This window comes from Streptomyces bambusae (assembly GCF_020532645.1).
GTDB lineage: Bacteria > Actinomycetota > Actinomycetes > Streptomycetales > Streptomycetaceae > Streptomyces > Streptomyces bambusae.
This window is the reverse complement of the sequence record NZ_JAJAUZ010000042.1, coordinates 35,152-55,186: the sequence shown is the minus strand read 5'-3', so window position 1 is coordinate 55,186 and position 20,035 is coordinate 35,152. Positions and strand designations below refer to the sequence as shown.

15 protein-coding genes are annotated in these 20,035 nt (G+C 74.7%); 3 read left to right on the top strand and 12 right to left on the bottom strand.

Features of this window, described 5'->3' with window-relative positions:
* Window positions 1-88: 88 nt before the first annotated feature.
* The 5 genes from LG634_RS25920 to LG634_RS25900 all read right to left on the bottom strand — a co-directional run bounded on the left by LG634_RS25920 (window position 89) and on the right by LG634_RS25900 (window position 8,667).
* A complete protein-coding gene (locus tag LG634_RS25920; protein ID WP_226736850.1) occupies window positions 89-1,534 on the bottom strand; it encodes a glyceraldehyde-3-phosphate dehydrogenase in 1,446 nt (481 codons plus the stop codon).
* 124 nt (window positions 1,535-1,658) lie between these two features.
* Window positions 1,659-3,662, bottom strand: coding sequence for a DNA helicase RecQ (gene recQ, locus LG634_RS25915; protein ID WP_226736848.1), 2,004 nt, complete (start codon window positions 3,660-3,662; stop codon window positions 1,659-1,661).
* A 98-nt stretch (window positions 3,663-3,760) separates the two neighbouring features.
* The gene (locus LG634_RS25910) at window positions 3,761-4,786 is read right to left on the bottom strand and encodes a BadF/BadG/BcrA/BcrD ATPase family protein (protein WP_226736846.1); all 1,026 of its coding nucleotides are present in this window, start codon (window positions 4,784-4,786) and stop codon (window positions 3,761-3,763) included.
* A gap of 174 nt (window positions 4,787-4,960) precedes the next feature.
* Window positions 4,961-7,750 (bottom strand): alpha/beta hydrolase, encoded by a 2,790-nt coding sequence (locus LG634_RS25905; protein WP_372482494.1) that lies wholly within the window; start codon window positions 7,748-7,750, stop codon window positions 4,961-4,963.
* 308 nt (window positions 7,751-8,058) lie between these two features.
* Window positions 8,059-8,667 carry a hypothetical protein gene (locus tag LG634_RS25900; protein ID WP_226736842.1) on the bottom strand — a complete coding sequence of 203 codons (609 nt, stop codon included), beginning with the start codon at window positions 8,665-8,667 and terminating at the stop codon, window positions 8,059-8,061.
* A gap of 233 nt (window positions 8,668-8,900) precedes the next feature.
* On the opposite strand from LG634_RS25900, the gene LG634_RS25895 reads away from it, so the two are divergent.
* Entirely contained in the window at window positions 8,901-9,404 is a 504-nt protein-coding gene (locus LG634_RS25895; protein WP_226736840.1) for a hypothetical protein, read from the top strand.
* A gap of 83 nt (window positions 9,405-9,487) precedes the next feature.
* Here the strand turns inward: LG634_RS25895 and LG634_RS25890 are convergent, their stop codons facing one another.
* From LG634_RS25890 to LG634_RS25860, 7 genes are all read right to left on the bottom strand, one after another.
* Complete coding sequence (locus LG634_RS25890; RefSeq protein WP_226736839.1) at window positions 9,488-11,059, bottom strand: hypothetical protein; 1,572 nt, start codon at window positions 11,057-11,059, stop codon at window positions 9,488-9,490.
* Between the two features lie 107 nt (window positions 11,060-11,166).
* A complete protein-coding gene (locus LG634_RS25885) occupies window positions 11,167-11,361 on the bottom strand; it encodes a hypothetical protein (RefSeq protein WP_226736837.1) in 195 nt (64 codons plus the stop codon).
* A gap of 202 nt (window positions 11,362-11,563) precedes the next feature.
* Complete coding sequence (locus tag LG634_RS25880) at window positions 11,564-12,229, bottom strand: ABC transporter ATP-binding protein (protein WP_226736835.1); 666 nt, start codon at window positions 12,227-12,229, stop codon at window positions 11,564-11,566.
* Window positions 12,222-13,244, bottom strand: coding sequence for an ABC transporter ATP-binding protein (locus LG634_RS25875; RefSeq protein WP_372482493.1), 1,023 nt, complete (start codon window positions 13,242-13,244; stop codon window positions 12,222-12,224). Before LG634_RS25875 ends, LG634_RS25880 begins: the two co-directional genes overlap by 8 nt.
* A complete protein-coding gene (locus LG634_RS25870) occupies window positions 13,241-14,140 on the bottom strand; it encodes an ABC transporter permease (protein WP_226736833.1) in 900 nt (299 codons plus the stop codon). The genes LG634_RS25875 and LG634_RS25870 overlap by 4 nt, the downstream gene beginning before the upstream one ends.
* Window positions 14,133-15,098: an ABC transporter permease gene (locus tag LG634_RS25865; RefSeq protein WP_226736884.1), complete on the bottom strand. Its 966-nt coding sequence runs from the start codon at window positions 15,096-15,098 to the stop codon at window positions 14,133-14,135. Before LG634_RS25865 ends, LG634_RS25870 begins: the two co-directional genes overlap by 8 nt.
* Before the next feature lie 26 nt (window positions 15,099-15,124).
* A complete protein-coding gene (locus LG634_RS25860) occupies window positions 15,125-16,720 on the bottom strand; it encodes an ABC transporter substrate-binding protein (RefSeq protein WP_226736882.1) in 1,596 nt (531 codons plus the stop codon).
* Window positions 16,721-16,937: 217 nt separating this feature from the next.
* On the opposite strand from LG634_RS25860, the gene LG634_RS25855 reads away from it, so the two are divergent.
* Window positions 16,938-17,897 carry a fibronectin type III domain-containing protein gene (locus LG634_RS25855; protein ID WP_226736831.1) on the top strand — a complete coding sequence of 320 codons (960 nt, stop codon included), beginning with the start codon at window positions 16,938-16,940 and terminating at the stop codon, window positions 17,895-17,897.
* A gap of 89 nt (window positions 17,898-17,986) precedes the next feature.
* Complete coding sequence (locus tag LG634_RS25850; RefSeq protein WP_372482492.1) at window positions 17,987-20,023, top strand: ATP-binding protein; 2,037 nt, start codon at window positions 17,987-17,989, stop codon at window positions 20,021-20,023.
* The last annotated feature ends 12 nt before the right edge of the window (window positions 20,024-20,035 follow it).

Here is a 20,035-nt window from a genome sequence, read left to right as displayed (position 1 = left end):
CCGGTCCGTACAGCGCAGCAGGCGGGCGGCAGTGGTGAACTGCCGCCCGCCTGCTGTCAGTGCTTCAGGCCGGGTGTGGGGCCGGGCTTCAGGCCGTGGGGGCCGGGAAGGTCGGGTACTCCACGCCGGAGACGTGCTGGACGACCCGGATGACCTGGCACGAGTAGCCGAACTCGTTGTCGTACCAGAGGTAGAGGATCGCGTTGTCGCCGTCGACCTTGGTCGCGCCGGCGTCGACGATCGACGCGTGGCGCGAGCCCACGAAGTCCATCGAGACGGCGTCGGGGGCCGTGGTGAAGTCGATCTGGCGCTTCAGCGGCGAGTGCAGCGAGACGTCGCGGAGGTAGTCGAGAACCTCGTCGCGGGTGGTCTCGCGGCCCAGGCGCAGGCTCAGGATGGCGATCGAGACGTCCGGGACGGGGACGCGGATCGAGCTGCCGGTGATCGGGGCCTTGAGCTCCGGCAGCGCCTTGGCGACGGCGGAGGCGGCACCGGTCTCGGTGATGACCATGTTGAGCGGCGCGGAACGGCCGCGGCGGTCGGCCTTGTGGTAGTTGTCCAGCAGGTTCTGGTCGTTCGTGAACGAATGGACGGTCTCCACGTGACCGCGCAGGACGCCGAACTCGTCGTCCATGGCCTTCAGCGGCGGGACGATCGCGTTCGTGGTGCAGGACGCGCAGGACAGCACCCGCTCGTCCGGCTTGATCATGTCGTGGTTGACGCCGTGGACGATGTTCGGGACGTCGCCCTTGCCCGGAGCCGTCAGGACGACCTTGTCGATGCCGGGGCGCAGGTGCTTGGACAGGCCCTCGCGGTCGCGCCACTTGCCCGTGTTGTCGATGAGGATGGCGTCGTTGATGCCGTACGCCGTGTAGTCGACCTCGGAGGGGTCGTTGGCGTAGATGACCTTGATCGCGTTGCCGTTGGCGACGATCGTGCTGTTCGCCTCGTCCACGGTGATGGTGCCGTTGAACTGGCCGTGGATCGAGTCGCGCCGCAGCAGCGAGGCGCGCTTGACCAGGTCGGCCTCGCCCCCGCCGCGCACGACGATGGCGCGCAGGCGCAGGCCGTTGCCCGAGCCGGCCTTCTCGATGAGCAGGCGGGCGACGAGGCGGCCGATGCGGCCGAAGCCGTACAGGACGACGTCGCGCGATCCACCGCGCTCGATCTTGTTGTCGCCGGTGGCACCGGCGACGGCCTCGGCGGTGAAGTCCGCAACCGACAGACCGCGGTCGTCGGCCTTGTGGTTCGCGGCGAGCATGCCGATGTCGATCTGGGACGGACCGAGATCGAGGGCGGTGAGGGCCTGCAGGAACGGCATGGTCTCGGTGACCGACAGCTCCTCGCCGTCGATCTGCCGGGCGAACCGGTGGGTCTTCAGGATGCTGACCACCGACTTGTTCACCAGGGAGCGGCTGTGCAGCAGGACGGTGACGTCCCGCTCGCGCTGCAGCTTCCCGATGATCGGGATCATCGACTCCGCGATCTCCTCGCGGAGCTTCCAGTCAGTGAACGAGTCCTCGTTGACAGTCACAGGTTTTATCTTTCGAGCTAGGCGGCGCTCATATGGTAACCCCTCGATACTTTGATCGATCAAGTGGTGTCCGCCGAACGGAACGCCGCCCCCTCTGACCTGCACCTTTCCGATGAACCTCGGGTTACTCCCAGTCGTCCCAGGCCGGGTCCTCGTCCTCCGGGCCGAACGGCGGCTCCTCGTCGTGGGGCTCCGGCTCCCGGCCGGCCGCCGGGCGGGCCGCCGGGGCGGCGGCCGTCACCGGTGCGGGGGCCGCCGCCGCGGCGGGGGCGGCGGTCCCGGCGGCTTCGGCGAGGGCGCCGAGGACGCCCTCGCCGTACCGGGCGAGCTTGGCCTCACCGACGCCGCCGATCCCGGACAGCTCCTCGACGCTGCCGGGCAGCGCCGTCGCGATCTCCCGCAGGGTCGCGTCGTGGAAGACGACGTACGCCGGCACGCCCTGCTCGCGGGCCGTCGCGGCCCGCCAGGCGCGCAGCGCCTCGAAGACCGGCACGACCTCGGCCGGCAGGTCCACCGGCACCCTGCCCTTCCCGGAGCGCGTCCCGGAGTCCTTGCGGGACGGCTTGGCGGCGGCCTTCTCCCTGCGCATCGGGACCTGGCGGCGGCCGCCGAGGACCTCGCCACTGCCGTCGGTGAGCACCAGCGTGCCGAAGTCGCCCTCCACGGCGAGCAGACCCTGGGCGAGCAACTGGCGCACCACGCCCCGCCATTCCGCGGTGCCGAGGTCCGCGCCGACACCGAACACGGACAGCGCGTCGTGGTCGAACTGGATGACCTTGGCGGTCTTCTTGCCCTGGAGGATGTCGATGATCTGGCCGGCGCCGAACTTCTGGCGCCGCTCCCGGGCCAGCCGCCACACGGTGGACAGCAGCTTCTGCGCGGCGACCGTGCCGTCCCAGGACTCGGCGGGGCTCAGGCAGGTGTCGCAGTTTCCGCAGGGCCCGGCGGACTGCCCGAAGTAGGCGAGCAGCCGCATCCGGCGGCACTCGACGGTCTCGCACAGCGCGAGCATGGCGTCGAGGTGCGCGGCCAGCGAGCGGCGGTGGGTGTCGTCGCCCTCGGAGCCTTCGATCAGCTTGCGCTGCTGCACGACGTCCTGCAGGCCGTACGCCAGCCAGGCAGTGGCGGGCTCGCCGTCGCGGCCGGCCCGGCCGGTCTCCTGGTAGTAGCCCTCGACGGACTTGGGCAGGTCCAGGTGGGCGACGAACCGCACGTCGGGCTTGTCGATGCCCATGCCGAAGGCGATGGTCGCGACGACCACCACCCCGTCCTCGCGCAGGAAGCGCGCCTGGTTGGCGGCGCGGGTGCGGGCGTCCATGCCCGCGTGGTACGGCACGGCGTCGATGCCCTGCTCGACGAGGAACGCGGCGGTCTTCTCGACCGACGAGCGGGACAGGCAGTAGACGACGCCGGCGTCCCCGTCGTGCTCGGACCGGATCAGGTCGAGGAGCTGCCGCGCCGGGTTGTCCTTGGGCACGATCCGGTACTGGATGTTCGGCCGGTCGAAGCTCGCGACGAAGTGCCGGGCGTCCTCCAGGCCGAGCCGGGCGGCGATCTCCGCGTGGGTGGCCTCGGTGGCCGTCGCGGTCAGCGCGATCCGCGGGACCTTGGGCCAGCGCTCGTGCAGCAGCGACAGGGCCAGGTAGTCGGGCCGGAAGTCGTGGCCCCACTGGGCGACGCAGTGCGCCTCGTCGATCGCGAACAGGGAGACCTTGCCGCGGTCGAGCAGCCGCTGGGTGCCCTCCGTACGGAGCCGCTCGGGCGCCAGGTACAGCAGGTCGAGCTCGTCGGCGAGAAACGCCTCCTCGACGCTGCGGCGCTGCACCGGGTCCTGGGTGGAGTTGAGGAACCCGGCCCGCACTCCGAGCGCGGTGAGTGCGTCCACCTGGTCCTGCATCAGCGCGATCAGCGGCGAGACGACCACGCCGGTGCCCTCTCTGACCAGCGCCGGGATCTGGTAGCAGAGCGACTTGCCACCGCCCGTGGGCATCAGCACCAGCGCATCGCCGCCGCTGACGACCTGCTCGATGATCTGCTGCTGCTCCCCGCGGAACGCGTCGTAACCGAACACGCGGTGGAGCACCTGCAGGGCAGCGGAGACCTCGGGAGAGGCGTCGGAGAGGGTCATTCCAGCAGCCTAGCGGCCGCCCCGGACACCCCGTTCCGGCTCCCCGGAACCTGTGGACAACTTCCGGTCGCGGCCACCTCCGGGGAGCCCGCACCCGGTCAGGTGCAGGCGAGCACCCGCAGCAGCGGCGGCTGCTCCGGCCACGGCAGATTGCCGCGGGCGGCCGCGGCGGCCAGCCGCAGCGCGCCCAGCAGCGGGTCGCCGTCCGGGGCCGGCAGCAGGACGTCCGGGAGCCGGCGGGTCAGCCGGGCGGCGACCGCGTCCCGCAGTCCGGGCAGCTCGAACAGGCGGCCGGTGAGGGCGATCCGACGAGCGGCCGCACCTGCGGCGACGGCGGCGGCGGTCCCGGCGATCTCGTCGGCGGCCCGGTCCAGGACGGCGGCCGCGGCCGGGTCCGCGGCCGCCGCCGCGGCGACCTCGGGCGCCAGCCCGGCCAGCAGGGCGGCCCGGTCCGGCCCCTGGAACACGGCCGGCCACCCCTCGGGCGGCCCGTACCGCCCGGCGGCGCGGGCGAGCAGGGCCGCCGAGCCGCCGTCCCGGCCGTCGTGCCACCGCAGGGCCGCGTCCAGGGCGGCCCGGCCGATCCAGGCGCCGCCGCCGCAGTCCCCCAGCAGGTGGCCCCAGCCGTCCGCGCGCCGCCAGCCGCCGGCCGGGCCGGTGCCCAGCGCGACCAGTCCGGTGCCGGCCGCGACGACGACACCCGGCCCGGCGCCCAGCGCCCCGGCGTACGCGCAGACCGCGTCGGAGGCGAGCACCAGCCGGCAGGCTCCGGACCGGGCGGCCAGCGGCCCGGGCAGCCGGGCCGCGAGGTCCCGGCCGAGCGCGACCATGCCGGTCGCCCCGAGGGCCAGCGCCCGCACGCCACCGGGCCCGCGCCGGTCGCCGCCGCCGGCGAGCAGCGCGTCGAGCGCGGGCAGCAGCACGTCGAGCAGCGCGCCGGCGTCGACCCCGCCCGGCCCGGTACGGGTGGCGACGGCGAGGTCGGTGCGCGCCGCGGGCCGCGGCCGCCCGTCCGGGCCGAGGCGGGCGAGCGCGATCCGCACGCCGGTACCGCCGACGTCCACGCCGGCCACCCACACGCCGGTGTCCGTGCGGCTCCCGCCGCCCTTCGCCGACCGGTCCATCCGCGTACCTCCGGTGCGCCGCCCTGCCGTTCCGTCCTCGTACCGCACCACCCGCCCGCCGTGCCGCAGGCCCGGCCGCGTGGGCCGCGGCCCCGGATGCACGACGGCGCCGCCGGCCGGCCCGCCCGCAGGGGGCGAAGCCGGACGACGGCGCCGCATCGGCTGCCGGGTCCGCTACGAGGCGTCGCGGACGGTGCCGGTGACCTTCGGACCGGGGATCGTCTCCCACTGGTCGTTGTACATCATCAGCTGTGCGTTCACGAGCTCGTCGGACTCGCGGACGGTGTCCTTGACCGTGGGCACGGCGAGTTCGACACCGAGCTTGCCGGCCGGGATGTTGACGGGCAGGGAGACGGTGCCCTCGGTGACGGCCGCGGACAGCGGCCGCGCCGGGTTCGGAACGTGGCCGAACCAGCGCTCGAGCCAGCGCGGGTCGATGTCGGCGGTGGACAGCTCGGTGCCGTTCACGACCTTCTTGAACTCCAGCTCACCCGAGATGTCGGCGTCGGCGACCGCGGACAGCGAGACCTTCCAGACCAGCTTCCTGCCCTCGGTGGCCTTCGCGGCCGGGGTGATGGTGATCTTCGGCATCGGGTCGTCGTTGAGGGTGGTCACACCGCCGCGGTGGGAGCCGACCACGACCCCGGCGACCGCCTTGACGAAGATGTCGCGCGTGTCCTCGCGCCCGTAGCGCGTGTTGCCGGTGACGGGGACCTTCACGTCGATCTCGCTGCCGCCGGGGCGCACGGTGACGATCCGCGAGGTGGCGCGCCCGGTGACCGGGTCGGGCACGAACAGCCGCAGCCGGCCGCTGCCGTGGCCCGAGGCCTGCACGGGGATCCGGTAGGTGCGGACGCCCGAGTCGCCTTCCTTCACGCTCAGGCGGCCGATGTCCACCCGGGTCAGTGCGGCCGGTTCGACGGCCGGGGTGCCGGGGCGCCAGCCCCAGGCGTCGATCAGCCAGGCCTGCCCGGAGGCGCTGCGCGGGGTCAGCTCCAGGGACTTGACCTTCTTCAGGTCCACTCCGGCGCGGACGGCGGCGGCCAGCGGCACGCGGACCTCGCGCGCCCACCAGGAGGCGGTGCGGTCGGTGCCCGGCAGCCCCTCCACACCGGCGCGGCCGAGCACGGCCCGCTTGCCGGCGGCGTCGACGACGGCGACGTCGAAGGAGGTGCCGGTGCTGCCCGGCGGCACGAACGCCCGCAGGGCCAGGGACTCGGCGCCGTGCAGCGAGACGGCCCGGGCGGGCGTCACGGTGATCGGCGCGCCCGCGCGCGACCACTTCAGGGCGACCGCGTCACGGCCGGGCTCGGGCGAGGTCTCCCAGCCGGCGAAGTGCGGGGAGAAGCCGCGGGTGTCCGGCGGCAGGCAGGACCGCTTGGGGTCCGGGTCGATCTGGGCGCAGACCCGGCCGCCGCCGGTCACGGTGGTGGCGGGGTCGGGCAGGAAGGCCGGGGTGCGGTTGCCGCCGACGGCGTGGGTCAGCACCCGGGCCGGGTCGGCGGAGGGGGCGCGGCGGCCGGTGCCGTCGAGGAGCGGGCGCACGTTGTCGTCGCCGGCGACGAACAGCCGGGCCGCGGCGGCGATGTAGGTGGCGCCGGCGGTCTGCTGCTGGGTGGCGGTCAGCCGGGTCTTCTTGCCGGGGGAGCACACCGGGTCGGCGGTCTCGCCGGGCCAGAAGTCGTCCTCGGCCGGGGCCTTGGCCTGGCCGGGAGTCCACTCGGTGTTGAAGAAGTTGTGGTTCGCCCCGACCATGTACACCGAGCTGTGCAGGGCCTTGCCCCGGCTGATCCCGCGGGTGCCGTCGGCGAAGACCTGGCCCTGGAGGTCGGAGACGTCGCCGTCGCAGCCCGGGAGGATCGTCATCGACGGGACGTCGGCGACCGGGTTCTGGCCGAAGATGGTGGGGCCGATCAGCACGTTGCCGCGGATCTTCCAGCGCACCGGGCCCCGGTAGCCGTCCTGGGCGGCGGGCGGCTTGTCGAGGCTGTCCATCGCGGCGCGGTTGACGCCCTCGCCGCCGCGCGAGTGGCCGACGAGCATGACCCGCGACAGGTCGGCGGGTGCGGTCGCGCGGACCGCGGCGGGGGCGCCGGACCGGTCGTCCGCCCAGCCGGCCCAGCTGCCGAGGTGCCGGCGCACCAGCGAGGAGCGGCCCTGGGCGCCGGCGTCCTCGGCCTTCCAGTCCTGGCCGTTGATGCCGTTCGCGGCGATGGAGACGGTCACGTACCCCTGGGAGGCGAGCAGCTTCTGGGCACCCAGGTAGCCGCGCTCGCTCGGGATCGGCTGGAAGCCCGGCTTGCAGGGCCAGTCGCCGGTGACCTCGCCGCCGCCGGGCTTGTAGCAGGTGGCGTGCCGGCCGTGCAGGAAGAGGGCCACCGGGCGCTTGCCGGGGGCGTTCGTCGGGCCGACGACGGTGGCGCGCATCTCCACGGGCGCCTCGTAGCCGGGCAGCTTCACCGGCTTCAGGTCGTACGACCCGGTGGTGGTGCGGTAGGTGCCGGGTTTCCCGGGGTCCACCGGGTTGGCCGGCAGGGGTGCTTCCGGACGCACCCGGGCACTCGTGCCGGCCGAGTTCGGGGTGGCGGCCGGGCCGTCGAGGCGGCGGCCGGCGGCCACCACGCGCAGGTCCGCGTCCTGGCCGATGCGCAGGCCGGCCAGCGGCAGCCGGAACGAGCGGCCGTCGGGGGCGGGCTCGGGACGGCCGAGCAGCCGGTCGCCTGCGTGGAACTCGACCCGGGCACCGCCCATCGGCACCCGCTCGGGCGAGGTCCACACCAGCCGGCGGTCGGCGCCGGAGCCGGAGATCTGCCAGCCGTCGGGGAGTCCGCCGGCTCTGCCCGCGAGGTCCGACAGGGAACCGGGGGAGCCGGGGGCCTGCGCCGCGTACGCCGTCCCCGGCACTGCCGCGGCCAGCGCGAGCACCGCCGTGGCGGCGGCCGCCACGCGTGTGACACGTATCAAGGTGGTCTTCCTCATCGTCGGTCTCGTCGGGCACCGCCCGGACGTGCCGGGGGGCCTTCTCGATCCCGGGAGACGGCAACGGGCCGCCCGGGGTTGCCTCGTGATGAGAGCAAGATTCCAAAAGGCCGCCCGGAGCGGCATGTTGGCCGATAACGACCGTCATGTCCTGTTTCCGGCCGTCCCGTCGACGGAGCGCGCCCGGAACGAGGGCGCGGTGCCTGCCGCTGCCGGCCGTCCGGCCGGCACTCCCCCACGCGGCCGGCACCCGGTCCCGTGGCCGGAACGCGCCCCTCCTGCCACCGGGCGGGTCAGCGTCCGACGCGCGGGCAGAGGGCCGCCACCGCCGGATCCACGACGCCGTGGGCGGCCGCGCAGACGTGGCGCATGTCGTACGAGGGGCGCGGGTGGGAGCGCGGGCGCGCCTTCGGGCGGGGGACGGAACGGGGGCGCGGTTGCGCCTTGGGGCGGTGCCGGACGGGCCGGCGCACCCCGGCCTTGCCGCGCTTCGCCGGCCCGGCCTTCGGGCGGGTCCGCGTCTTCGTCCCGGCCGCGGCGCCGCGCCTGACCTCGTTCTTCGCCCGGGTCTTCGCCGCCCCCGCCCGGGCCTTGGCCTTGGCCGTGCGCACCGCCGCGGCCCGGCGGCCCGGCTCGCCCGGCGCCCCGGGCGCGGCGCCCGCCCCGGACCCGCCACCCGGCGGCACCGGTTCCGACGACCCGGCCGGTACGACGGACCCCGGCGGCCCCGACGCCGCCGGCACCCCCGGCGGCCCCAGGTCGAGGACCGCGCGGGCGGGGGCCGCCGGCCGGACCGGGCCTGGCGGGCGGACGTCGGGCGCAGGGGTGGTGGACACGACGACGCAGCCCGCCGCGCCGAGCGCGAGCAGCAGGAACGGGGCGAACCGGAAACGGGATGTCATGCGGCCACCCTGGCGCAGCCCGCCCTCCCCCGGCCCGGCCCCGCCGCAGGGATCACCGGTCCGGGTGACCCCGCCCCGCCCGGGGTCGGGCACGCGGTGCCATCCGGCCATTTTTTTGACAGGGACCTGACACTTCATGCCGGCTGTGGGACCTTCCCACACGCACCGGCTCCGTCGGCGCGGTGCCCCGCCGCGCCGCTCACCCCCACCTGCACGTGGCAAGGAGGAGCACGATGAGGTACCTCGCGAAACTCTCCTGCGCGTCGGCCCTGGTCCTCGCCGCCGCCCTCGGCGGCACCACCACGGCCACCGCCCTCGGTCCGGCCGCCGACCAGCTCGTCGACGGCGTGATCGTGGTCGCGGGCAGCACCTGCACCTGGACCAACGGGAAGACCAGCGCCAATCCGCCGGCCGCGCTCACCGTCGACCGCACCACGATCAACACCCCGGGCGGCAACCTCGCCTGCAGCGGCGGCATTTCCGCCGTGCTCAACAACAACCCCGGCTTCACCTTCGACGACGCCGCCGGGACCGCCCGTACCGACGTCATCGACATCACCGGCCGGCAGAGCTTCATCTCCTGCCGCTACAAGGCCACGAACATCCTCTGGAACCGCGACGGGACCACCCTCAAGTACGTCAACCGGGCCTTCACCGCGACCAAGACCTCCGGCAGCTTCCTGTGCCCCGGCTCGGTCACCACGGACGCCGGCGGCGCCTCGATGCTCTTCCGCTGAGCCGCCCGGCTCCGCAGCCCGCACGGAAAACAGCCCTGCCCCGGCCGGCTTCCGACCGAGGCAGGGCTGCGCAGCCGCCGCGCTCAGCGGTCGCGCACCGCCACGATCCCGTTGAAGACGCCGACGTACGCGGTCCCGTCCGGCCCGAGCGTGATGGGCGCCCAGTTGTTGTCGTACGCCGGCCCGGTGCCGGTCAGCTGCCGCCAGCGGCGCTCACCGGTGCGGAAGTCCACGGCGGTCAGGTACCAGGCGTCGATGCCCCAGGAGTGGGGCTGCTTCTCGTAGAAGTAGAGGAGCCCGTTGCCGGTGGACAGCTTCGGCACGGTGGAGGGCGAGCGGACCGCGCTCTCCCAGACCGTGTCGCAGCCGCTGCCGTCCGGCCGGACGTCGATGCGCGTCACCCCGCCCACCACCGACTTGCCGAGCAGCAGCGTGGTGACGTTCTCGTAGCCGTAGTTGTTCTCCACGACGAGACTGTTCCCCCAGCTGATCAGGGAGTTGTCGGTGGTCGAGGCACCGCTGCCGAAGACCGGCACCTTGCAGACCAGCCGTCGGTCCGCCGGCACGTCCGTCCCCCGCCGGTAGACGAGGACGTTCATGCGGTCGTCCGCGTTGTCGGTGATCGCCACGTAGTCGTCGCCCCGGCCGAAGAGGTCGGGAGTGGTGCCCGAACCCTGGTTCACCGAACCGGGCTTGGCGCCGGTGCCCCGGTCGTACACCTCCCGCCACTGCACCTGCGGGGTGCCGTCGGCGGCCGCGCGGAAGCTGTAGAGGGCGTGGTCGGAGACGATGGACACGCCGTCCTCGGCCACCGAGAAGGAGTTCTGGATCTCCTCCCCCGCCAGCCGCACCGACCGCACCGTGCCCGTCCCCGGGTCCACCGTGCCGACCCGGCCCTGGCGGGTGACCCACCAGATCCGGCCGTCCCAGTCGGGCATCACCGAGGTGACCGGGTCGCAGCTGCCGCTCGGCCACAGGTTGGTCCAGCTCACGCAGTCGTGCGGGACCTGCGGGGTGAGGTCCCAGTCGTCCTCGACGGTGAACTTCCAGCTGCCGTCGGGGTTCTGCGCGTGCCCGAGGCGCAGGATGTGCTGGCGCGAGTCGGCGAGGACCGCGCGGTCCTGGTCGTCCAGGTAGAAGTACGCACCGCCCGAGGTGTCCTTGAAGATCTTCGAGAAGTCGAGCGTGGTGATCGCCTCGACGGTCGAGGAGCGCTGCGGGAGCGGGTGCTCCGCGAGCGTGTCGAGGGTGCGGGGATCGAGCAGCTTGACCTTGAAACCTGCGAAGGTGCCGCACACCGTCACCAGCCGGCCGCCGGAGTCGAAGGTGGCGGTGGCGCACTCGCCGCCGAGCGCGGCGATCTTCTCGCTGCGTACCTCCGGGTCCTTGCCCAGCGGCCCTGACCAGGGATACGTGGCGCTGCCGGCCGCGTCGGCGTGCATGCCGCTGCGGCCGTTGGGGGCGAGGTACGGGTGCTGGGGCGGGGCCTGCCCGGGCAGCGGGGCGGCCGTCGCGGGGGCGCCCTCGTACTGGCTCACGAGCCGGTGGCCGGGGGCCTTGGGTATCTCCTCGGCGTGCGCCGGGCCGATCCCGTACAGCGCCGCTGCTGCGGCGAGGGCCGGGGCCACCGCGCAGTTCAGCGTTCTGCGGAACATCCTGTGGGTCCTCCTCGGATACGTGATCGCGCCGGGCCAGACGCTAGAACTCGTTGCCTGAGGAGTCCATATCGGCGGGGGATGATTCACGAACGCGCAACAGTGGCTCAGGGTTTGAGGGTGCCGACCACGTCCGCGGTGGTGGCGAGGCCGTGGTGGATCGTCTCCGCGATACTGCTGCCGGCCAGGCAGAAGCCGAGCAGCAGGCAGACGACGGCGTGCGAGACCTTGAGCCCGCCGCTGCGCACGAAGATCACCGCGAGGATGAGGAGCAGCAGTACCAGGGAGATGGAAATCGCCATCGGAACCTCCTGCGCCGCAGGGTCCGGCCCGTGCGGGCGGGAGCGTCGTCACGGGGTGTCCGTGGGGTCCTCCGCTGCGGCATCGGTCCGCCATCCTGGTGCAGCGGAAGATCCTTCCGGGTAATGACGTGTGGGCCGTCCGGGTGGTTGACCGTGGGTGACGGCGGGTCGGCGGGCCCGGCCCCGGTCCGCCGGACCGGCCCTACGGGGTTCGGCCGGCGAGTTCGGACCAGTGGACGGTCCGGTCGCACCAGCGCTCCAGGAGCACCGGGTCGTGGCCGACGGCGAGCAGTCCGGCGCCGGTGTCCGCGCGGTACTCCTCGACCACGCCGACGAGGGCGGCGGCGGTGGAGGCGTCGAGCATGGCGGTCATCTCGTCGCACACCAGCCAGCGCGGCCGGAGCACCAGTGCCCGGGCGAGGCAGGCGCGTTGCAGCTGTCCGTCGCTGACCTCGTGGGGCCGCCGGCCGAGCAGGTCGGCGCCGAGGCCGACGCGTCCGGCGAGTTCGGGGACGCGGGTGCGGACCTCGGGGCGGCGGCCGCAGGCGCGCAGCGGTTCGGCGATCAGGTCGTGCAGGGGCAGCCGGGGGTCGGCGGCGAGCCGCGGCTGCTGGAAGACCACGCCGACGGCGGTGCGCTGCTCGCGCGGGGCCCGGTGGCGCCAGCGGGTGACGGGGGTTCCGTCGAGGACGAGGGTGCCGCGGTCGGGGCGGTGCAGCAGGGCGGCGACGCGGGCGAGGGTGGACTTGCCGCAGCCGCTGGGGCCGAGCAGGCCGGTGGACGTACCGGGTTCGAGGGTGAGGGAGACGTCCCGTACGGCGGGGGTGCCGCGGCCGTGGCCGGCGGTGATCGAGCGGAGTTCAAGCACGTGCGGGCTCCGGTACGGCGGGGTGGTGGCAGGCGAGTCCGCCCGTGAACGCGGGACGTTCGGCGCAGGCCGGGCCGGCCGCGGGGCAGCGGGCCGCGAAGGCGCAGCCGGGCGGGAGGGCGGAGAGCGCGGGCGGGTTGCCGGGCAGCGGGGTGAACTCGCGTTCCGGCAGGGCCGCGAGGAGCCCGCGTGCATACGGGTGCCGGGGGCCGGGTGCGCCGAAGAACCGTGCGGCGGGGGCGAGTTCGACGATGCGGCCGGCGTACATGACGGCGACGGTGTCGGCGATCCGGGCGGCGGCCGCGAGGTCGTGGGTGATCATCAGGAGGGACCGGCCGTCGCGGGTGTGGGCGCGGAGTTCGTCGGCGGTGCGGTGCACGAGGTCGCGGTCGAGGCCGGTGGTGGGCTCGTCGGCGAGCAGCAGGGGTGCGTCGCCGACGAGGGCGAGGGCGGTGGCGGCTCGCTGGGCGAGGCCGCCGGACAGTTCGTGCGGGTGGCGGTCGAGGTGGCCGGTGGGGAACGCGGCGCGGGCGGCGGCCGCTTCGGCGGCGGCCCGCCGTCCGGCGCGGGGGGCGCCGGTCAGTTCCCGTACGGCTTCCTCCAGCTGGGAGCGGACGGTGCGGACCGGGGTGAGGTGGGCGGCGGGGCTCTGCGGGACCAGTCCGATGCGCCGGCCGCGGACGGTGCGGGCGAGGGTGCGTTCGTCGGCGGCGAGCAGGTCGAGGCCGTCGTCGAGGAGGGCGGTGCCGGCGGTCTGGGCGTTGCCGGGCAGCAGGCCGAGGAGGGCGGAGGCGAGGACGGACTTGCCGCAGCCGCTCTCGCCCACGAGGACCAGGCATTCTCCGGCGGCCAGTTCGAAGCCGGCGTCGATGACGGCTTCGACGTACCGGCCGCCGCGCAGGGCGAAGCGTACGGAGAGCCCGTGCACGCGCAGCACGGGCCGGGCGGCGGCCTGCGTGCCGGGAGGCTGCGTGCCGGGGGTCCGGGGGCCGGGGGTCCGGGGGCCGGTGGTCACAGCATCAGCTCCGAGCGGGTGCGCGGGCTGAGGCGGTCGCGCCAGGCGGCGGCCAGTCCGGCGAGGGCGAGGGTGGGGACGATGAGGAGGAGGCCGGGGAAGAGGGTGGGCCACCAGGCGCCGGCGAGCAGCGGACCGCGGGCGTTCTGCACCAGGGTGCCGAGGCTGGCTTCGTGGGCGGGCAGGCCGAGGCCGAGGAAGGACAGCGCGGACTCGTGCCACATGGCGTGCGGGATCATCAGTACGGCGGCGAGTCCGGCCTGCGGGAGGACCCCGGGCACCAGGTGGCGCAGGGTGATCCGGAACCGGGAGGCGCCGCCGGACAGGGCGGCGTCCACGAAGGGGCGGCTGCGCAGGGAGAGCATCTCGGCGCGCACGATCCGGGCCGTGGAGAGCCAGTGGGTGAGGGCGACGGACACGACGACGGGCCAGACTCCGGGCCGGAACAGGGCCACGACGAGGACGCCCAGCAGCAGGTGCGGCACGGCGGAGAAGGTGTCGACGAGCCGCATCAGGAGCCGGTCGGTCCAGCCGCCGAGGGCGCCCGCGGCCGCGCCGACGGCGGTGCCGGCGACGGTGGCGACGAGGGCGGCGACCACGCCGACGAGGAGCGAGACCCGCAGCCCGTGGACGGAGCGCAGCAGCAGGTCTCGGCCGACTTCGTCGGTGCCGAAGGGGTGGTCCCAGGAGGGCGGCAGGAGTTTCGACGCGAGGTCGACGGCCTGCCGGTCGAGGGGGACGAGCGCGGGGACGAGCAGCACGGCGAGGACCGTCGCGAGGACCAGGGCGGCGGAGAGGCGCACGCGCAGGGTGCGGGTGCCTGCGGCGCCGGCGGTCCGGCCGGGGCGGGTGCGCCAGACGGGGGCGGCTTCCGGTGGGGTCGCGGGCTCAGCCATCGAAGCCCGCCCTCGGGTCGGCCAGTCCGTACAGCAGGTCGGCGAGGAGGTTGCCGGCGAGGACGGCCGCGGTGGCGAGCGTGGTGAGGGCGGCGAGCAGCGGGAAGTCGACGGAGGTGGCGGCCTCGACGGTGGCGGCGGCGATGCCGGGCCAGCTGAACACGGTCTCGACCAGCAGTGCGCCGGTGATCACTTCGGGGATCCGGGAGCCGATCAGGGTGAGCATCGGGAGCATGCCGGAGCGCAGGGCGTGGCCGCACAGCACGGTGCGTTCGCGCAGGCCGCGGGCCCGGGCCCCGCGGACGGGGTCCTCGGCCAGGGCGTCGGCCACGCCCTGGCGGGCGTAGAGGTGGAACCAGGGCAGCTGGGTGAGGGCGAGGACACCGGCGGGCAGGACCAGGTGCCGGGCGACCTGGCCCGCGGTGACCGCGTCGGCGCCGGGGTCGGTGAGTCCGCCGGCGGGCAGTACGCCGAGGTGGACGGCGAAGAACCAGACGGCCAGCAGGCCGAGCCAGAAGGCGGGGGCGGCTTCCAGGGTGTACGCGGCCGCGGTGGCGGTGCGGTCGACGAGGCCGCCGGGGCGGCGGGCGGCGAGCACGCCGAGGACGGTGCCGAGCAGCACGGCGATGACGAACGCGGTGCCGGCCAGCAGCACGGACCAGCCGAGGCGTTCGGCGATCACGTCGGCGACGGGCCGGCGCATGACGGCGGAGGCGCCGAAGTCGCCGGTGGCGGCCGAGGTGAGCCAGTCCCACCAGAGGGCGGTGACGGGCCGGTCCGCGCCGAGGTTGGCGCGGATCTGGTCGAGGTTCTCCTGGGAGGCGGTCAGCCCGGCGGTGCCGGCGTAGGCGCGGACGGGGTCGAACGGGGAGAGCGCGGCGGCGGCGAAGACCCCGAAGGTGACGGCGAGCAGGACGGGGACGGCGAACAGGGCCCGCCGCCCGGCCATGCGGGCCATCGGCCCCCAGGGCAGCGGGCGGCGGCTCACCGCCGGGGCTGCCACTTCTCGACGTTCCACCAGGGGCCGGAGCCGAGGCCGTGGTCGTGGGGCTCGACCTGGGTGGTGAGGTCCGCCCAGCGGTCGCCCAGGACGTAGAGGTGGTCGATGTGGGTGAGGAAGGTGTAGCCGGGGTCCTTCACCAGCTCGCGCTGGACGGTGTCGTACGCGGCCTTGCGGGCGGCGGGGTCGCCGCTGCGGCGGCCCTGTTCGAGGGCCCGGTCGACGGCCGGGTTGTCGTAGCGGGCCATGTTGTTGAAGCCGTCGCCGCCGAGGGTGGACATGAGCAGCTGGTACTGGTCGAAGTCGGGGTCGGCGGGTGAGCCGCCGCCCGCGAGGACGGCGTCGGTCTTCATGCGGGGCTCGATGACCTCCCAGGTGCCGGCCTGGGTGGTGATCTCGATGCCCGCCTTCTTGGCGTCGGAGGCGTAGGCGAGCGCGTGGTCCTGGCGGAGCTTGTCGCCGGAGGTGTACCAGAGCGGGAAGGCGGCGCGGACGCCGTTCCTGGTGCGGATGCCGTCGGGGCCGGGAAGCCAGCCGGCGGCGTCGAGGAGGCGGCGGGCCCGTCCGGGGTCGTGGGCGCGTTCGGTGCCCTCGGCGAACCAGGGGCTGTCGGTGGGGACCGGGCCGTAGGCGGGCTTGCCGGCGCCGTCGAGGAGCTTGTCGACCATGGCCTTGCGGTCCACGGCGAGGTCGAGGGCGCGGCGGACGGCCGGGTCGCCGGTCACCGGGTGGTGGGTGGGGAGGGTGACGCTGCGGTGGTCGAAGGAGGTCGCGGCGAGGGTGGTGCGGCCCTTGTCGTGGGCGAAGCCCTTGGCGAGGCCGGGCGGCAGGATCGCGCCGTCGAGTTCGCCGGACCGCAGCCGGGTGGCGCGCACGTCGTCGTCCTTGATGACGGCCATCGTGAACTTCTTCACGGTGGGGGCGCCGCCCCAGTAGCCGGGGTTGGCCTTGAAGGCGAGCTTCTCGCCCTTGGACCAGGTGGTCAGGACGTAGGGGCCGGTGCCGATGGGGCGGGTGGTGAACTCGCCGCTGTTGACGTCCTGGCGGCCGGCTATGTGCTCGGGGGCGATCGGCAGGACGGTCCGCTCGGCGAACGGAGCGTAGGGGTACTTGAGCGTGAACACCACGCGGTCGTCGCCCTCGGCCCGGACGGACCGGACGGCGTCGAGTTCGCTGCGCGCCGGGTTGTTCGTCTTCGGGTCCAGGATCGTGCGGTAGGTGAAGACGACGTCCCGGGCGGTGAAGGGCGCGCCGTCGCTGAAGCGGACGCCCTTGCGCAGGCTGTAGGTGTACGTGAGGCGGTCGGCGGTGACTTCGGGGAGCGCGACGGCGAGCGCGGGGCGCAGCCGCATCGCGGAGTCGTGGGTGAGCAGCCCGTCGAAGATCTTGGAGTTGCCGTCCTTGCCGTAGCCGAGCAGCGGGCTGAGGGTCTCCGGTTCGTTGGCGATGCCGACGACGACGGAGTCGGGGGACCCCGCTGCGGCGCTGCCGCCGGCGGGCCGGGAGCAGGCGGCCGCGCTCGCGATGAGGGCGGCGGCCATGGTGGTTGCGGCGAGTCCCCGTGCCGTGCGGGCCGTCATGCTGTGCACACCTCTGTACTGCTCGTCTTGCCTGCTGATCAAAAGTAATTGCGACTCGCTCGCAATTAAACAGTACGCAAAGAGCATGGACCGACACAGTCCGGCCACCGCGCACCGAGTACGGACACTCTGCGCGCCTTGGCGCACGCGTCTTGATGACCGGCCGGATGCCGTGCCATATATGTCTAGACCTTTGACCGAGAGCGTGGGGAGGGCCGTGCGACGCCCTGTGGGAACGGCCGTCCTCGTCTGCGGCCTCGGCGCCCTGCTGGCGGGCTGCGCCGGGACGGCGCCCGACACCCAGAGCCCGCCCGCACCGGCCGGACTGACCGCCCAGGCGGGCAGCTCCGGCTCCGTCCACGTGATGTGGGAGGACGCCGACCCCGCCGACGGCGTGACCGGCTACCAGGTGTTCCGCGGCGCCGCCCTGGTCCGCGAACTCCCCGCCGGCAAGCGGATGGTGGACATCACCGGCCTCGCCCCGCTGACCGCGTACGGCTTCTCGGTCCGCGCGAAGGACGCCTCCGGCAACCTCTCGCCGCGCAGCGCGGAGGCGCGCGTGACCACCCCGGCCGCCACCCCCGACGACCACCGCCCGCCCGGCGCCCCGGCCCGGCTGACCGGGCGCCCCGACGGACCGCGGACGGCCGTGCTGGAGTGGCGGGCCGGCACCGACGACACCGGCGTGAGCGCGTACGACGTCTACCAGGGCGGCGTCCGCATCCACACCGTGGACGGCCGGACCACCCGCACCCGGCTCACGGGCCTGCGCCCGGACACCGCCTACACGTTCACCGTCCGGGCCCGGGACCGTGCCGACAACTCCTCCCCCGACAGCCCGGCCGCCGACGTCACGACCCCGCCCGGCGCGGACGACGGAAGGTCCACGGTGCCGGCGGACTTCCGCGCCGAGGCCGCACCGGGCGCGGTGGCGCTGTCCTGGTACGCCCCGGACACCGGCAGGCCGGTCACGGAGTACGAGCTGTACGTCAACGGCCGGGCGGCCACGGTCGTCCAGTGGGGCCGGGGCGCGGTCCCGGCGGGCCGCGCGTCCTACCGGCTCACGGTCGCCGAACCCGACGGCACGGTGTGGCGCCTCAAACTGCGCGCCCGGCTCCCCGACGGCTCCTGGGGATCATTCTCCGTTGAGCGTTCGGTCACACTCGCAGGTCCGTAGCCGCAAGAGCCCCGCCCCTTGGTGATCATTCGGTCAACAATGATCACGAGGGCGGCCTCGGGCCGTCGGGTGGGACAGAATCTGTCGCCGTGTTGGGGAATCTGCCGTCGGAGACGGCAAGCTTTGTGGGACGCGGCACCGAACTGGACCGTCTGCACCGGCTTCTCCGGGACCGGCGGCTGGTCACCCTGACCGGCGTGGGCGGCGTGGGCAAGTCCCGCCTCGCCCTGCGGGCCGCCCGCCGCGCCTCCCGCGGCTACCCGGACGGCGCCTGGTGGGTGGAGCTGTCGCCGCTGCGCGACCCCGCCCTGCTGACCGCCACCGTCGCCCACACTCTGGGGCTGGCCGAGCAGTCCCTGCTCTCCTCGGACGAGGAGCTGTGCGCATGGGTCGCCGACAAGGACATGCTGCTGGTGCTCGACACCTGCGAGCACCTCGTCGACGACTGCCGCCACCTCGTCGCCGAACTCCTCCAGTCCGCGCCCGGACTGACCGTCGTGGCCACCAGCCGCCAGCCGCTGGGCTGCCACGGCGAATGGGTCACCGAGGTGCAGCCGCTGCCCGCCGAAGGGGCCGACAGCGACGCCCTCGCCCTGTTCCGGGACCGGGCGGTGGCCGCGGGCCCGCAGGCGGCCGCCGCCTTCACCGACCCCCGGCGCGCGGCCACCGCGGCCGATGTGTGCCGGCGCCTCGACGGCATCCCGCTGGCCCTGGAGCTCGCCGGCGCGCGGCTGCGGCTGTGGACGCTGGAGCAGGTCGCCGAACGGCTGGGCACCCGCTTCGAGTTCCTCTCCGACAACCGCACCGCGCAGCTGCCCCGGCACCAGACCCTGCGGACCGCGATCGGCTGGAGCCACGAGCTGTGCGAGCCGCTGGAGCGGCTGCTGTGGGCGCGCCTGTCGGTGTTCGCCGGCGACTTCACCCCGGCCGCCGCCCGGGCCGTGTGCGCCGGCGGCCCGCTGAGCGCGGCCGAGGTGCCGCGGGTGCTCGCCGGGCTCGCCGGGAAGTCCGTGGTGCGCCGCACCGTGGCGGGCGCCGGGGAGCGGTACCGGATGCTCGACACCATCCGCGAGTACGGCCGCACCTGGCTGGTGGAGCTCGGCGAAGAGCGGCGCTGCGCCGACCGGCACGCGCACTGGTTCGCCGCGATGGCCGGGCAGGCGGCCGAGGGCTGGATGGGGCCGGAGCAGATCGACTGGTACCGGCGGATCAGCAGCGACCACAGCGAGCTGCGGGCCGCCCTGGAACACCTGCTGGGCACCGACCCGGCGGCGGCCCTGGAGATGGCGGGCACGCTGTGGTTCTTCTGGTTCTGCTGCGGGCACCTGCGCGAGGGCCGTTCCTTCCTGGAGCGGGCGCTGGCGGCCACGGACCCGGAGCCGTCTCCCGCCCGGGCCCGGGCGCTGTGGGCCCTCGGGCTGGCCGCGATGCTCCAGGGCGACATGACGGCCGGGCTGGCCCGCGGGCAGGAGGCCGCGGCGCAGGCCCGGGCACTCGGTGACCCCGAGCTGGAGCTGCGGGTCGCCTACCTGGTCTCGGTGTGCATCCTGATGCCGGGCGATCCGGAGCGGGCCCTGGAGCTGGCGGATCCGGCGGCCCGCGCTCCGGTCATCGCCCGGGGCGGCGATCCCGACGGGGCCGGCGCCCTGCTGACCCGGCTCTCGGCCGCGTACGCGTACTGCGTACTGGAGCGGTACGAGGAGGCGACGGCGGAGGCCGCCGGGCTGCTGGCGGCGTGCACCGGGCTGGGCGAGCGGTGGCTGCGGGCGTACGCGGACTACGTGCTGGCGCTGATCGCCCTGCGGTCGGGGCGGCCCGGCGAGGCGGGCCGGCACGTGCGCGCCATGCTCTCGGGCAAGCGGCTGCTGCACGACAGCTTCGGCATCGCGATCGGGCTGGACCTGCTGGCCGCGGCGGTCGCGGCGCAGGGCGACGGGGTGCTGGCGGCCCGGCTGCTGGGCGCCGGGCACGTGGTGTGGCGGACCGTGGGCAGGCCGCAGATGGGCTCGCCCTCGCTGGAGGCCGTGCGGGACGCCGGCGAGCGGCAGGCCCGGGCCGCGATCGGCGACGCGGCGTTCGAGCAGGCCTTCCTGAGCGGCGTGGCGGCGCCGCCGGCACCGATGTGACCCCCCGGGCCG